Here is a 15,292-nt window from a genome sequence, read left to right on the forward strand (position 1 = left end):
CTCTACCTCTGCGACGTGAAACTGCGGTCAGGGTACGTATCTGGCCCCCCATGTCAAATGACAGCTTTCTCAACGAGCCCCCGAAACGACAACGCCCGGCAGAGGCCGGGCGTTGATTCGCTGCGAGGTGGCCTTAACCGACCAGGCTCAGGGCATCGCGGGCGATGACCAGCTCCTCGTTGGTGGGCATCACCAGGGCCAGGCGGCTGCCTTCGGCGGTGATGGGGCCTTCACCCCCCAGCACGGCGGCGTTGTTGGCCTCCTTGTTGACCTTGAAGCCGAACAGGGCCAGCCGCGCCAGCACCATCTCGCGCACCATGGCGGCGTTCTCGCCGATGCCGCCGGTGAACACCAGGGCGTCCAGACGACCGTCCATGGCGGCGGCATAGGCCCCCACATACTTGGCAACTCTGTAGGTGAAGACATCCAGCGCCCGCTTGGCGCCGGCGTCGGTGGCGTAGTTGCTGGTGACGTAGCGGCAGTCGCTGCTCGCCTCGGTCATGCCCAGCAGGCCGGACTCGCGGGTCAGCACCTGGTTGATCTCGTCCACGCTGTAGCCGAGCTGGTCGTGCATGAAGAAGACCACGGCGGGATCGATGTCGCCAGAGCGGGTGCCCATCGCCAGCCCTTCCAGCGGGGTCAGCCCCATGGAGGTATCGACGGACTCGCCGTTTCGGATGGCGCAGACGGAGGCACCGTTGCCCAGATGGCAGTTGATGATGTTGAGCTCGGACAGCGGCTTGCCCAGCGCCTTGGCGGTCTCTTCGGCGATGAAGCGGTGGGAGGTGCCGTGGGCGCCGTAACGACGGATGCCGTTCTCCTGATAGAGCTTGTAGGGCAGCGCGTAGAGGTAGGCTTCCTGCGGCAAGGTCTGATGGAAGGCGGTGTCGAACACGGCCACGTTCTTCTCGGCCAGGGCCGGGAAGACCTTGAGGGCGGCGCGGATGCCGATGAGGTGCGCCGGGTTGTGCAGGGGGGCGAACGGGATGGCGGCCTCGATGCCGGCGATGACGCCATCATCGATACGAACGGAGCGGGAGAACTGCTCGCCACCGTGCACGATGCGATGGCCGATGGCGACCAGCTGCTCGGCGAGTGTCGGATCCTGGGGCAGGATGTGACCCACTATGTGGTCAAGGGCGGCCTGGTGCGCGGCACCGGCGCCCAGCATGGCTTCGCCCTTGACTCCGTGGAGTTTCCATTTGATACGTGCGTCATCCAGATTGAAGCATTCGGCCAGGCCGGACAGCATGTCCTCACCTGTTTCGGCGTCCATTACGGCAAATTTCAGGGAAGAGCTACCGCAGTTAAGGATCAATACCAACTTGCTCATGTTCTACATCTTCCTGTGCTTCGGCTTTATGCCGACAGTGTCGTGTCATCCAACATGGATGGGATTCCCCTGCCGGGGGCGTTATGGTCGCAGGAAAGTGCGCCCAATTTTTCAAACTGTCTGGCGCCGACCGCCAACTCTGGGCCTGGCGCGCTCATCCTTTCAAACTCTCTGGCGCCGACCTTTCGGCAGGCACTCTCGTCGAATCATCGATTCGGGACGGACCGAGCGGCGGCCCTGCCGTGGCGGGTGCCCGAGCACCCGGCGCTGCCGCTCAGACCGAGGTCAGCAGCGACTGGTGGACCTTGACAACCAGCTTCTTCACCAAGCCCGGGGTGGTCAGGGTACAGAGAGGGCGATGCAGTTCTCCCGGCCAGAAGATGGCAAAGTCGCCGGGCTGCAACGCCAGATAACTGGTCTGGTCGTCATCGACGAACCAGAGATCGGGGTGGGGATGATCGGCGCCGTCGCTCACATAGGCATGGGGCCCGACGCCGATCCACTCCTCCCCCCGCAGCAGCAGCTGGATGTCCAGATACTGCTCATGAAACTCGCCGCGGCGATCCGCGACCGGCTCGGTCAGCGCCTCGCTCACCAGGCAGAACAGCTTGAGGCCGTCGATCTCCTGCTTGCCAAGCGGCGCCTCACGCCAGTGGGCAAGGCTCTTCACCACCTCGGCCATGATGCGGGCCAGGGGCGCGGGCAAGGGGGTGCGTTGCAAGGTATCCAGACTGCCGGTGATCATGGGGTTCGCATCCTTAGGTATATCTGCCGTCTATCTTTGTCCATCAATGAAAAAGGACCCCTAAAGGTCCTTATTCAGCGTCGTCTGCCATCCGTGCAGACTCGAAAAGCGCCTTATCCATCTTGTTGGCGCCGGGTCACTGTTGCACAGTCGCCCGCCCCTTGCCAAGAGATACCCGCTCATTCACCCGATGATCGTACCAGTTGAAACAATATTATTCACTACTCCATTGCCACCGACTTTGACCAGACGCAAAAACGGGAGCATCTGCTCCCGTTTTTTTCACCGAATCGGCGTCATTCAAACCTTGCTGGCGTTCTCCACCGGCTTGGCGTACATGGCACGCCAGATGGCCTTGTGCTCTTCCGGCACCTCCGACTGACGGGTCAGGAAGGCGGTCTGCTCTATGGTGCTGGCCTTGCCGGGCACATCTGCGGCCAGGTAGTTGCCCGGGAAGAGGCGGTAGCTGCTCCAGATCGCCTTGTCGATCAGCGCGGCCAGTTCGTCCGGATCGCTGAAGCCCTCTGTGATGGGGGCACCGAAGGAGACGTGTACCCGCCCCTTCTGGCCGACGATGCCAGCGACTATGCTCTCGATGTCCTCGAACTCGCCCTTCTCGTAGCTGCCGTTGACCGACTTCTCGTAGAGCTCCCGCGCCTTGGCCTTGTCGGTGGGGTCCAGCTCGTAGCTGATGCTCACCGGCACTATGTTGAGGCTGCGCATGTAGTCGACGAAGTCGATCTTCTGCTTCTTGCCGTCCACGTAGAACATCTTGAGGATGGCCGGATCCGTCTTGTCGTCCCCGTTCTTGGCGCGCCCTTCCTTCTGGGCGATCCAGATGGAGTGCCCCTCGTGGACCGATTGCCCTATGTAGGCAGACAGCTCGCCGAGGGCCTTCATCATCTCCCGCGGCCCCTTGGCGGAGCGCTTGACGATGAAGCTCTTGTTGAGCTTCATCAGCTCGGTGGCGCAGGGCTTGCGCAGCAGGTTGTCACCGATGGCGATGCGCACTGTGTCGAAGCCATGGGTGTGCAGCCCCCAGTTGACGAACGCCGGATCCATGGCGATGTCCCTGTGGTTGGAGACGAACAGATAGCCCTGCTCCTTCTTCAGATGCTCTAGGCCGGAGAAGCTCACCCCCTGGGTGGAGGTGGCGATCATGCGGCTCATGTAACGGGTCACCCCCATCTGCACCTGATGAACGGTACTGACCTTCGCCCACTTGTGGCGCAGGAACTGGCGGATCAGCGGGCGAATGGCCCAGCCCAGCCAGCTCATCAGGGAACCGAAACGGTATTTGGCGATGGCGCCGATAAACTCGTCATCCTGGATCAGCCGCTCGATGGCAGCCGGCACTTCGTCATCGCGATAGGGGCGAATGTCCGCGAATCTATCTACTTCTGTCACAATGTCAGCCTTGCATGTATGGAGTCGCGACCAGCTGCTGCTGGCCGGGAAAATTCAGGGCGCAATTTTACACGCTTTTGGGGTCAGGGGTATGAGAGGCATACAGATAGTGCGATCTTGCCGTGAAAAAGCCGAGAGAACCTGGGTAACCAGGATCCTGGACGGCCTGCGCCGACGGCTTGGCGAGGGGCTGGCCCCGCCCGGAGAAAGCCACCGACTCCTCAACCGGCCGGATTGAGCAGCGCGGTGAGGACGTGGTCCTCCCAGCGGCCGTTGATCATCAGATAGTCCCGGGCATAGCCTTCCCGCTCGAACCCGAGACGCGCCAGCAGAGCGCCGCTGCGCCGGTTCACCGGCATGTAGCTCGCCATGATGCGGTGCAGGTCGCGCTCCCGGAACAGGTAGTCGATGCCGGCGGTCACCACCTCCTGCATCAGCCCCTGCCCCTCATGGGCCTGGTCGATGGCATAGCCCAGATGGCATGCCTTGAACATGCCCATCATGATGTGGGTGAAGTTGCAGGTGGCGAGCACCCGCTCCCCTTTGGGATCGAGCGCCACCAGTTGCACGGCGCTGCCGTCGAAAAACTGGCCGTAACCGTCGCGCAGCCGCCCCTGCCAGTGACCCAGGGTGTAGAAGCTCTCGTCCCGTCTCGGCTCCCAGGGCTGCAGATGGGTGCGGTTGCGCAGGTAGAAATCCAGCATCAGCTCGGCCCGCTCCGGGGGAAGGACGGTCAGCCGGGTGCGGGCCGTGGTGATATGGGGCAGGGTCAGCACTGTGCCTCCCCATGCTGGCCAGGCATGGCGCCAGCGACCTGGCAGGGCCTGGACCCCATCAGTGATCCCTTTCCCGCAGCCTGAGCCAGTCATCCCGCAGCAGACCGTAGTGGACGTGATCCACCACCCTGTCCGCCAGCCGCTCCGCCCGCCGGGTGATCCCCTCCTGCTGCATGCCGAGCCGCTCGCACACCGCCCGGCTGGGCTCGTTCTCCAGCGCGGCGCTGATCTCCACCTTCTCCATCCCCATCTCCTCGAAGGCGTGATGGATCAGGGCCTGACAGGCCCGGGTGATGATGCCGTTGCCCTGCCAGCGCTCCGCCAGCCAGTAGCCGATGCTGACCTTGGCCAGCCCCTGATCGATCTGGTTGTAACCGATGACACCCACCACCTCCCCCTGATACTCGATGGCGGTGGTCAGCCCCTCGCCCCGGGCAAATTTCTCGATGGCGTGGCGAATGAAGGTGGCGCTGTCAGAGGGCTGCTGGATATGGGGCACCCAGGGCAGCCACTGGGAGAGATAGTCGCGATTACGCTGGCAGAGGCGAAAGAGTTCGCTGGCCATGTCGGGTTGCAGGAACAGGAGCGCCAGCTCGTCATCCAGTTGCCATGAAAACATTGCTCCTCCCCCGCCTTTGGTCCGGCACCCGCCGTCATGGGAGCCAATGTAGTCAATCAATCCCTTGTTTGCCAAGGACTTTCGGTGCCTTTCACCGGCAGGCAATCCCCATATGGATGTGCCCATTTGGGCACTATTTTCAGCCTTGCAGCAATCAGCCCTTTCATTGGCACAAGTCACCAGATTAATGACGACTTTCAGCAGCCACGGATGGAAACAGTCAGATCTGCTACGCCTTTATGCTGCTCTGTCACAAATGACAGGCAGTTATTTCAGACCGGCGCACTAGTGTAAGAGCGCCGGGCAACGGACCCGGCGTGTAATCTTCATCGACTAAGGAAAGACGAGATGAACAAAGTCTATTTGGCCGTCATGCTGGCCTGCTGGGGAAGCGCCGCCATGGCGGCAGAACAGGTGGAAGTGAACCAGGTCTCCGACCTGCCCGGCGCGGTGAGCGGCGCCGCCAGGATCGGCGCCCTCCCCGCAGGGGATGGCGAGTTTCGCAAGGTGCGGGCAGTGACGCTGCCCAATGGCCAGCAGCGGATACGCTATGAGCAGACCTGGCAGGGCATTCCGGTGTGGGGCCAGGTGCTGGTGGCCGATCAGGCCCTGGGGGGCCAGGTCAACCAGGTGTCCGGCACCATGCTGCGCAAGATCGATGCCGACCTGACGGGCCCGGCCGTCGCCCTCTCTGCCAGCGACGCCGCCCTCAAGGCCCGCAGCGGCGCCAAGGGGAGCAACGAACAGGTCAAGCTGTTCGTGATGCAGGATGAGACCGGCCAGGCCAGGCTGGTCTATCTGGTCTCCTGGCTCGCCGCCAGCAAGGAGCCGAGCCGCCCCTTCGTGATGATCGACGCCCAGACCGGCAGCGAGCTCAAGCGCTGGGAGGGGATCAACCACAAGGACGCCACAGGCCCGGGGGGTAACGTCAAGACCGGCAAGTACTTCTATGGCGCCGATTTTGGTCCCCTCAAGGTGGATGACAGCTGCCGCATGAGCAGCACCAACGTGGACACCATCAACCTCAACCACGCCACCAGTGGGGGGGCGGTGCACCAGTTCAGCTGCCCGGAGAACACCGTCAAGGAGATCAACGGCGCCTACTCCCCCCTCAACGATGCCCACTACTTCGGCAACGTGGTATTCGACATGTACCGCAACTGGTACAACACGGCGCCGCTCAGCTTCAAGCTCAAGATGCGGGTGCACTACAGCCGCAACTACGAGAATGCCTTCTGGGACGGCAGCCAGATGACCTTCGGCGACGGCGCCACCACCTTCTACCCCCTGGTGAGCCTGGACGTGGCGGCCCACGAGGTGAGCCACGGCTTCACCGAGCAGAACTCGGGCCTGGTCTACTCCGGTCAGTCGGGCGGCATCAACGAGGCCTTCTCCGACATGGCGGGGGAAGCGGCAGAAAACTACATGAAGGGCAGCAACGACTGGCTGGTGGGGGCCCAGATCTTCAAGGGCAACGGCTCCCTGCGCTACTTCGAGGATCCGACCCGGGACGGCAGCTCCATCGGCCATGCCAGCGATTACTATGACGGCATCGACGTGCACCACAGCTCCGGGGTCTACAACCGCGCCTTCTACCTGCTGGCCAACACCAGCGGCTGGCAAACCCGCAAGGCATTCGAGGTGTTCGTGCTGGCCAACCGCCTCTACTGGGGCCCCAACACCAGCTTCGACCAGGGCGCCTGCGGCGTGACCAGGGCGGCCACCGATCTCGGCTACAGCCTGAGCGACGTGGCGGCTGCCTTCAGTGCGGTCGGGGTCAACGCCAGCTGCGGCGCCACGCCCCAACCGGGCAACGTGCTGCAAAACGGGGTCGCCGTGACCAATCTCACCGCCACCAAGGGGGGCAAGCTGAACTACACCATCGAGGTGCCCGCCGGCAGAAGCCAGCTGGTGGTGACCAGCAGCGGCGGCAGCGGGGATGCGGATCTCTACGTGAAGTTCGGCAGCGTGCCGACCAGCAGCAGCTATGACTGCCGCCCCTACAAGAGCGGCAACGCCGAGACCTGCACCCTGAACTCGCCCAAGGCGGGCACCTGGCACGTGCAGTTGAGCGGCTTCAGTGCCTTCTCGGGGGTGAGCCTCAAGGCCAGCTACTGATCCCGAATGTCAGTGAAGGGAGAGCGCCGGACTTGTCCGGCGCTTTTTTTTCATGCGGGCTTGCCCGACCAGCGCCGGGCCAGGGTGCGCGCCGCCTCCAGCACCCGCTCCTTGGCGGGATTGGGCCGCTTGCCGCTGCGCCAGGCCATCATCACGTCCCAGTGATCCGGCGGCAGATCCGTCACATCCAGTTTCACCAGCCGGCCAAACTCCAGATCCCGGGTGATGGCGAGCGCCGGCATCAGGGTGATGAAGCCATGCTCCAGCGCCAGCTCCCGCGCCGCACTGGCGGGCTGGATGGCGTGCAGCGGACTCGCCACCTGGCGCAGCAGCCGCAGCTGCAGGATCAGCTCGTCACAGCCGGTGCCCCACTGCTGGGGGGCCAGCCGCTCGTTGGCGATGTCCTGCAGGGTCAGCCCCTGCCGTCCGGCCAGCGGATGGGTGGCACAGGCCACGGCGATGATGGGGGAGCGATAGAGCAGCTCGAGCTGGATGCCCGCGATGGCGGGACACTTGAGGATGAAGCCGACGTCTGTCTCGCCGGTCAGCAGCTCCTGCATGATGACGCCGGAGTGATCCGTGCTGCAGCGGATCTCGAACGCCTCGTCCACCAGGGCCAGCAGCAGGGGACCAAACACCACAGTGGTCAGGGAGGGGAGACAGGAGAGCCGAATCCGCGGCAAGGCGGGCGCCCCCTGCATCGCCAGTCGCCCCCCCTCCAGGGCACTCAACGCACTGGTGGCCGCCGGCAGGAACTGCTCGCAGGCCGGTGTGGGGGTGGCGCCACGGCGGTGACGGCGGAACAGGGACTGACCCAGCTCCTGCTCCAGCACGGCGATCCGCTGGCTCACCATGGGTTGTGACCAGCCGCGAATGGCCGCCACCTTGCTGAAGCTGCCACGGTTGGCCACATCCAGCAGCAATTGCAAATCATCGAGTGTCACAGCCATAACCAAATCCAATATGAAATATAGCCAGTTGTCGGCTACCACTATATCTGGAGCCCCACCAGAATAGCAGCATCAATCGTCGTGAAATGGCAGAACGCCAGCGAGTCAGGGACTTATCGTCGCCCTTGGCTCTGTTTGGTGACGGCGCCATTCGGATAATGAGTACACAACAAATAATGTCATCGAAGCAAGCAGGGGTATAAGGGTCATGGTGGAGCGGGCGAGGCGGTTGGGGCGGTGGTTCTTGGCATTGGATTCCCTCTTGGTGATCCTGGGGTTCTTCGTGGTGATGCCCATGATAAGCCTGCGATTCGTGGATCAGCTTGGCTGGGCCGCCGGTGTGGTCGGGCTGGCGCTGGGGCTGCGTCAATTGACCCAGCAGGGGCTGGGGGTCTTCGGCGGCTCCCTCGCCGACAAGTTCGGGGCTCGCCCCCTCATCGTCTGCGGCATGTTGCTGCGGGCGCTGGGCTTTGCCAGCCTGGCCTATGCCCAGAGCGGGCTGGAACTCATCGTCTCCTGCATCATCTCGGGGCTCGGCGGCTGCCTGTTCGATCCCCCCCGCGCCGCCCTGGTGATCAAATTCACCCGCCCGCGGGAGCGCGGCCGCTACATCTCCCTGCTGATGATGCTGGAGAGCGCCGGCGCCGTGGTGGGGGCCCTGCTCGGCAGCTGGCTGCTCAACTTCGACTTTGAATATGTCTGCCTGCTGGGGGCCGGTCTGTTCGTCTGCGCCGCCCTGTGCAACCTGCTGATCCTGCCCCCCTACAAGCTCTCAGTGCGGCCGACCCCGATCCGGACAGGCCTCGGCCAGGTGCTGGCGGACAAGGCCTTCTGCCGGCTGGTGCTGATCTTGAGCGGCTACTATGCGCTCTGGGTGCAGGTGATGCTGATCTTCCCCATCCTGGTCAAGCAGATGGCGGGCAGCACCACGGCGGTGGGCTGGATGTATACCCTGGAGACCGCCATCTCCCTGGCCCTGCTCTACCCCCTTGCCCGTTACGGCGAGCGCCACTTCAAGCTGGAGAACCGCCTGATGGCGGGGGTGCTGCTGATGACGGCGGGCATCGGGCTGGTGGCCTTTGCCACCACCTTGCCTGCTGTCTTCCTGCTGCTCGCCTGCTTCTATCTCGGCATCGTCATCGCCGAACCGGCGCGGGAAACCCTGATGACCAAGCTGGCCCAGCCGGGGGCGCGCGGCAGCTACATGGGCTTCAGTCGCCTTGGTCTGGCGCTGGGTGGCATGACGGGTTACGTGGGGGGCGGCGCCCTGCACGACTACGCCATGGCCCAGGGCCAGCCCTGGCTGCCCTGGCTGGTGCTCGGCACCGTCGGCGTCACCACCCTGCTGCTGCTGGTGAACTGCTTTCAGCGCGATTCCCGCCTGGCCCAGGTCAATGCCTGATCCTTGAGCACCCAATGCGGATGACCTCGGGGCGCCCCTCGTTCGAGGTGGCGCCCTTTTTTATATGCGGCAACACAGGACCGGCGCCCCCTCCATTTTGCTGTCCCCTCTTTCCCCCATCCCACAGACCGAATGACGCACATAAAAAAAGCGGCAGATTGCTCTGCCGCTTTGTGTCCATCTTGCTGGGTTACTTGTCGATATCCAGCAGATTGTTGTTCAACATGTAGTCGATGACCTGGTTGGCCGTGGATCCCGATCCCCCGGTCAGAGTGTCGAAGGTGTGATTCACCAGCACTATCTCCTGGGTCACAGGTGCCGCGCTGCTCTCCTTCACCTGCAGGTGCACCCCTTCGCTGTCCTGGAACACAGAGAGCAGGCTCTTCAGGGAGCTCTGGTTCTTGCTGCCATCGCTGTCGAGCAGGTCGCTCAGATCCAGCTTGTCCCCTTCCGACTTGCTGAAATCGACGACATAGTCCTTGGCAACTGAGCCTGCGACCGTATCCCCCTTCAGCCAGGTGAAGGTATCGGATCCCGCATCCCCCTTCAGGATGTCGTCGCCACCCCCACCGATCAGGATGTCGTTGCCCAGCCCGCCACTCAATATGTCGTTGCCAGTACCGCCGTACAGGGTGTCGTTGCCGCTGCCACCACTCAACACGTCGCTGCCACTCTCGCCAAACAGGGTGTCGTTGCCGCTGCCACCGAACAGGATGTCGTTGCCGGCGCCGCCATACAGGAAGTCGTCACCGCCCTGACCGAACAGGATGTCATTGCCATCCCCGCCGTAGAGGGTATCGCCCTTGTCGTTGGTCGACGACTGATCGAACTCGCTGGCGTGCTCCGTGATATAGGAATGCACCTGGGCATCGGTCACCGACCCGGCCCCCAGCTTGCCGCCCACATACTGCTTGATGGCCGCATAGCCTTCCCCGCTGATACCGGTGAAGCGTACCGCGTCGCCAAACAGGATGTCGTCGCCCGCACCGCCATCCAGCCTGTCGGCACCGGGCAGGTTGCTGACCGGCGTCCCCAGGATGGCATTGGCCAGATCGGAGGCAGACACATTGGACTGCACGACCTTATCGCTATCAAACAGTTTGAGAATATCGCTCGATACCCCGCTGCCGATCCCGATGGCCGCCAGCACCACATTGTTTGCCTCCAGCAGCGGCAGCACATCCAACGCATTGTTCTTTGCCGTGCTGTTAGTCGACCCCGAGTTGTAATTGGTTGAGATCTCGAAGGTGCCATCCCCTTGTGCCTTGATCTTGCCGATGCTCTGGGAACTCCAGTTACCACGCCAGTTTTGTGACCACTGCTTGACGTTGCCGCTGGCATCCACAATCACCTGCTGTGTGCCCCCGATGTTGGCGTAGAAGGCCACTCCCGGTACGTAGTTGTTGACGTCGACAAAGGTATCCAGACCTTCCTGGGTCGTGGTGTTCACAACCGGATTGGTCTCTTCGTTGTAGAAGTAGGAGTTCGGTGCCCCATCAGTGATGAAATAGGCCTGATTCTTCGCATTAGTGTTGTTCTTGGCCACGTCGCTGCTGAACCAGTTGGAGGTCGCCTTGAGCGGATCCTCGTAGTTGGTCAGCCCGGCGTCACCATCCATGTTGGCCAGTACATCACCCAGCAGCTTCAACGCATTGGGATCTTTGAGATCCACGCTGACGGAGCGATTGACCTGAGTATCAAAATCGACCAGGAAGACGTTGACCTTGCCCGCCGCATCCTTACCCGCGCTCGCCTGGAGCTCTTTGAACACCTGGGTCAGCTGATCCCTGATGGTCTTCATCGCCGACGAACCGATACTGCTCGAGGTGTCGATCATAAAGGCGAGGTTGTAGTTCTGGCCCGGCAACATCACGCTGCCGTCGAGATCCCCCACCACGATATTGTGCTCGCTGCCATAGGTCCGGTTCTGGTCCCCCGGCTCCCCTTCGGTGGCGTTGAAGTAGCTCAGGCGGATGCTGTCTTCGTCGCTGGCGGTACTGGTCAGATCGGTCCCGACCTCCTTCGCGACGACATCGATCTTGAGGTTGACCAGACCCGCCTTGTCACCCGGTACCCGCAGGGTCAGGCCACTCAGGTTCAGATCCAGGGCATTGCTGCTCCACAGCTTGTCTGACGCGGTGAAGGTCAGCTTGCCATCGTCACCGACGGTACCAAGCAACTGGCTGCCCTTGTAGAGCTCGGAGCCTTTGGGCATGCCGCTCAGCACCAGGCTGTCGAACACCTCGCTGCCATCCCTGTCGGTGAGGGAGGCCGTCAGCTCGACCGGGTAATCCACCTTGGTCGGCGGGACCAGGGTCAGCTCACCCGTGGTCTGGTTGATCTGGTAGATGCCGTCGGCGAACTGGACATATTCCATGTCGTGCAGGGCCTTGGTCACCCCGACGCCCCGCTCGGACACGACGAAGTCGAACCACTTGTCGTTGTTCGAGTAGCCCTCGCCCTTCTTGATGGAGTAGTCGGCACGATTACCAGGCAGCACGGCGATATCCGTGCCAGTCCCGCCATAGAGACCGTCATTACCAAGGCCGGACACCAGGATGTCGTTGCCTTCACCGCCGTAGAGGGAATCGCCCTGGATGGCATCACTGCCCACCAGGATGTCATTGCCCTGATTGCCGACCAGGCTGTCGCCGCCCCCCTTCTGGCTCACGATGTAGTCGTTACCGCTGGAGCCATTGACTTGATCCTGCCCAGAGGAGCTATCGGTCAGGGTCTTGGTGATCCCGAGGGCGCCCTTGTCGAAGCTGCCTGACTGGAACTGGCCCGTGGTGATCCCCGCGCTCGGGAAGCTCAGGTTGTAAAGGGGAATGCCGTTGCCCACCAGACTCAGGTTGACGGTCGGCTTGTCGGCCACCGCCGTCACATCGATCACCAGCTTGCTGCCGTTGCTGAGGTTGGCACCGTCGCTTATCTGATAGCCGATGCTGGCATAGTCGCCCTTCATATTGCCGGCCAGGGCGCCATTTCCGTTGGCGGCATTGGTACTCGATTCATTCAAACCGGGCACGAAGCGCAGATGGCCCGCATTCACCTCGGCGTAGGAGATGAGGGATCCGGTTTGCACCGCAACCCACTGCCCCGCCGCATTGAGGTATTCGAGGGTGCCGTTCAGGGGCAGGGTGTTGATCTGCACCCCGAGATCGGTCGCGGCCTGATCGTCGCTGGCACCAAACTGGGCCCAGGTCAGCACCTGGGGCTTGTCTTCCTGCCCGGCACTATGGCCCCCGGCCGCCGTCGGCGCCCGATCGTTGTCGACGATAGTACCTGTGCCGCTCTGGCCACCTATGGTCACCGAGAGGGTCTCGTTTGCCTCGACCAGACGATCGTTCACCGTCGGTATGGTCACGGTGAAACCGGAAACCCCGGCTGGCACAGTGATCTTGCCGGTGGTGCTGTTGTAGGTCACCCCGTTGCTGAACTGGGCAGTCCCCCAATCCAGGTTGGATGCGGGATTGCTGCCGTTGCCCCTGATGGCGAAGTCATATTGCGTCGCCTCCTGGGTCGCGTCGGACAGGGTCACCGTATGTTCCAGGCTACCGCCTTCGGTCACGCTGTCGACAGAGATCCCCTGAACGATAGGCGTAAAGAGCGGCTTGGTGGCAAACGACCCGATACTCACATCCCCATCGCCATCCGTCACCTGGATCCGGAAATCGATGTCGCCATCTCCCTGGGGCTTGGACATGTTCTGGTACTGGAAGAACTCCCACTTGCCGGTGGCCGGGGTGAACTCCAGCCGGAAAACAAGGTTATCGCCCGCATCCTTGCCGAGCAGGGTGTTGACCCCGCTTGAGCTGATGGTGACCAGGGAACCCGCGGCAGTCCGCAGGCCACTCTCGAAGGCGTTCGGATCCAGCACCAGTGCCATGGAGCCCTTGCCATCCGCACCCCACTGCGGCGTCACAGTGCCGGAGCCATAGGCGATGGCCTGCGCCGTGTCGGCACCGAGGAACTCGATGCTCTTCACCGTCAGATCGCTGTTATCCTGGGTGTTGGTGTTGCCGTTGTTGGTCGCCTTGATCACCATGGTATCGAAGCCACCCTGCTGCACCTGGAAGTTCTGGTTGAACTCCCCGCCTGCCGCCGTCGAGCTGAATACCAGGGTATTGATCAGCACACCGCCGCGATAGAACTCGACGACCCCGCTCTCCAGCTCGCCGCCAAACATCTGGCTGAACTTGATGTTGGCACCATAGGCGACCTTGCCCGCATCCAGCTTGATGACCAGCTGCTCGGAGGCAGAGGTGCCATCGGCGAAGTGACGGAAGTCGATCTCGTTGGCGATGTTGTGATAGGGCCCCTTCTCGCTGGCCACACCGAGCCCGGCGCTGGAACCGTTCACATCCGCACCCTTGAGTGTCGAATCCTTGTCCGAGGTGAAGCCCAGGGCACTGATGGTGAAGCCCGTCATGTCCAGGGTCGAATGGTTGCCACTGAACTGGGTCAGATCGAAGAACCCGGTCAAGGTGTTCGGGATATTGGTCTTGGCGACGGACACGGCGTCGGCATTGCCAGCGATGGGGGAGTCATCCTCGATGCTGACATCCAGCTTGTCCTTGGTGCTGCCGCTGCCATCGGAGACCTCCACATCCAGTTGGAACGACAACTTGTCTTCCCGAGTGGTATCAGCGTGATCGAGCGGGCCCTTGAGGGTCACCTCATAGGTCCAGTCCCCCTTGCCACTGGCATTGGGCGCGGTCAGTTTGACCTCGACCACAGCCTTGTAATCGGCGCCGCCTAAGGTGCCCGTGTATCCGACCAGCGTCTTGCTACCCGCACTCCAGCTCCACTGGACCTGAGCACCACCGGATGTCAGCCCGGTCGGCCCGTTCAGGGAGATGTTGAGGGTGCCGCTGTCGATGTCGCCCACCGAGAGGGTACCGGAGGCCTTGATGGCGTTGGTGGTATCCGGGTTGCCGACTGTGTCGGCAATGCCGTTTGCCAGCCCCTCTTCGGAGACGGCAGCTCCGTTGGAGATGGTCAGCGTCGGCAGATCGTTGACCGCATCCACCCTGATGGTCACGGTTGCTGGGCTCGCATCCACGGCGCCGTCGTTGTCCACCGCCGCATAATTGAAGCTGGTGTTGCCGTTCCAGTTGGCATTTGGAGTGAAGGTGAGCTTGCCGGCGTCCGCCACCGCAATACTCTGATCCACCGTCACAGCCACCCCGTTCAGATATAGGATGCCGTTGGCCGGCAGGCTCTTGATGGTGAAACTCATCACACTGCCATCGATGTCGCTGCCACTGAGGGTCGGGATGGCGATGCTGGCTGCATCTTCCAGACCGTTTGCCTGCTTGTTCGCCGTCTCCGGCGCTTCATTCAGGATCTGAGCGTTGTCGCTGCCCGGAAGAGATACGTTACCCGCCTTGTCGGTCTGGGTCGCCGTCACCGTCAACGACTTGCCATTGGCCGGGGTCGTCTCCGTCCAGCTGATGGTGCCGTTCTGATAGCCGTAGCTCTTGCCATTACTTGCCAGCAGGGTGCCATCGGCTTTGAGCATCAACTGGACAGTGCTGTTCACCCCGCCATTGTTGATGGTCAGCGTCACCTTGCCACCCGCAGCCAGGTCGGCGTGATTGATCCCTGCGCGTACCTGGATCTGATCATTGCCGATCTCGGTCTTGGTCAGCAGCTGGTCGTTGTTGACATCGTCCACTATGACCACGGTTGGGGCGCCAGCCGCCTGGGTGTCGACGCTGTAGCCCTCGGTATCGGTCACTGTGGTGCTGTTGCCAGCCGCGTCGGTGGTGGTGACCTTGGCGTCGATGGTCTTGTTGCCATCGGCCACCAGGTCCGCCCCCGGTACCTTGATGCTGAAGCTCTTGTCTGCCAGCACCAGACCGGTGAAGGGCTTGCCGTTGACCGTCAGGGTGACGGTGTCACCCACCTTCACGTCACCGCCCACAGTCCCGGTCACG

At 62.5% G+C, this 15,292-nt stretch carries 9 protein-coding genes; 2 read left to right on the forward strand and 7 right to left on the reverse strand.

Annotated elements, in window-relative coordinates; genetic code table 11:
• Positions 1–133 precede the first annotated feature (133 nt).
• The 5 genes from AC1IN8_RS06955 to AC1IN8_RS06975 form a co-directional block, all read right to left on the reverse strand.
• The gene (locus AC1IN8_RS06955; protein WP_479758443.1) at positions 134–1,333 is read right to left on the reverse strand and encodes an acetate kinase; all 1,200 of its coding nucleotides are present in this window, start codon (positions 1,331–1,333) and stop codon (positions 134–136) included.
• A 274-nt stretch (positions 1,334–1,607) separates the two neighbouring features.
• On the reverse strand, positions 1,608–2,078 hold the full coding sequence (locus AC1IN8_RS06960) for a NanQ anomerase/TabA/YiaL family protein (protein ID WP_139435960.1): 471 nt from the start codon (positions 2,076–2,078) through the stop codon (positions 1,608–1,610).
• A gap of 300 nt (positions 2,079–2,378) precedes the next feature.
• A complete protein-coding gene (locus AC1IN8_RS06965; RefSeq protein WP_139435958.1) occupies positions 2,379–3,485 on the reverse strand; it encodes a 1-acyl-sn-glycerol-3-phosphate acyltransferase in 1,107 nt (368 codons plus the stop codon).
• Between the two features lie 221 nt (positions 3,486–3,706).
• Positions 3,707–4,258, reverse strand: a complete 552-nt coding sequence (rimJ, locus tag AC1IN8_RS06970; RefSeq protein ID WP_139436032.1) for a ribosomal protein S5-alanine N-acetyltransferase — start codon at positions 4,256–4,258, stop codon at positions 3,707–3,709.
• A 61-nt stretch (positions 4,259–4,319) separates the two neighbouring features.
• Complete coding sequence (locus tag AC1IN8_RS06975) at positions 4,320–4,880, reverse strand: GNAT family N-acetyltransferase (protein WP_025325892.1); 561 nt, start codon at positions 4,878–4,880, stop codon at positions 4,320–4,322.
• 348 nt (positions 4,881–5,228) lie between these two features.
• Here AC1IN8_RS06975 and AC1IN8_RS06980 point away from each other — a divergent pair, with 348 nt between their 5' ends.
• A complete protein-coding gene (locus tag AC1IN8_RS06980) occupies positions 5,229–6,998 on the forward strand; it encodes a M4 family metallopeptidase (RefSeq protein WP_479758444.1) in 1,770 nt (589 codons plus the stop codon).
• 50 nt (positions 6,999–7,048) lie between these two features.
• Here the strand turns inward: AC1IN8_RS06980 and AC1IN8_RS06985 are convergent, their stop codons facing one another.
• Positions 7,049–7,948 carry a LysR family transcriptional regulator gene (locus tag AC1IN8_RS06985; RefSeq protein WP_025325890.1) on the reverse strand — a complete coding sequence of 300 codons (900 nt, stop codon included), beginning with the start codon at positions 7,946–7,948 and terminating at the stop codon, positions 7,049–7,051.
• Positions 7,949–8,156: 208 nt separating this feature from the next.
• Here AC1IN8_RS06985 and mdtH point away from each other — a divergent pair, with 208 nt between their 5' ends.
• Positions 8,157–9,350: a multidrug efflux MFS transporter MdtH gene (gene mdtH / locus AC1IN8_RS06990; protein ID WP_265436584.1), complete on the forward strand. Its 1,194-nt coding sequence runs from the start codon at positions 8,157–8,159 to the stop codon at positions 9,348–9,350.
• Positions 9,351–9,540: 190 nt separating this feature from the next.
• Here the strand turns inward: mdtH and AC1IN8_RS06995 are convergent, their stop codons facing one another.
• The gene (locus AC1IN8_RS06995) at positions 9,541–15,291 is read right to left on the reverse strand and encodes a type I secretion C-terminal target domain-containing protein (protein WP_479758445.1); all 5,751 of its coding nucleotides are present in this window, start codon (positions 15,289–15,291) and stop codon (positions 9,541–9,543) included.
• Position 15,292: the final 1 nt, after the last annotated feature.

The organism is Aeromonas sp. 130281 (assembly GCF_056642115.1).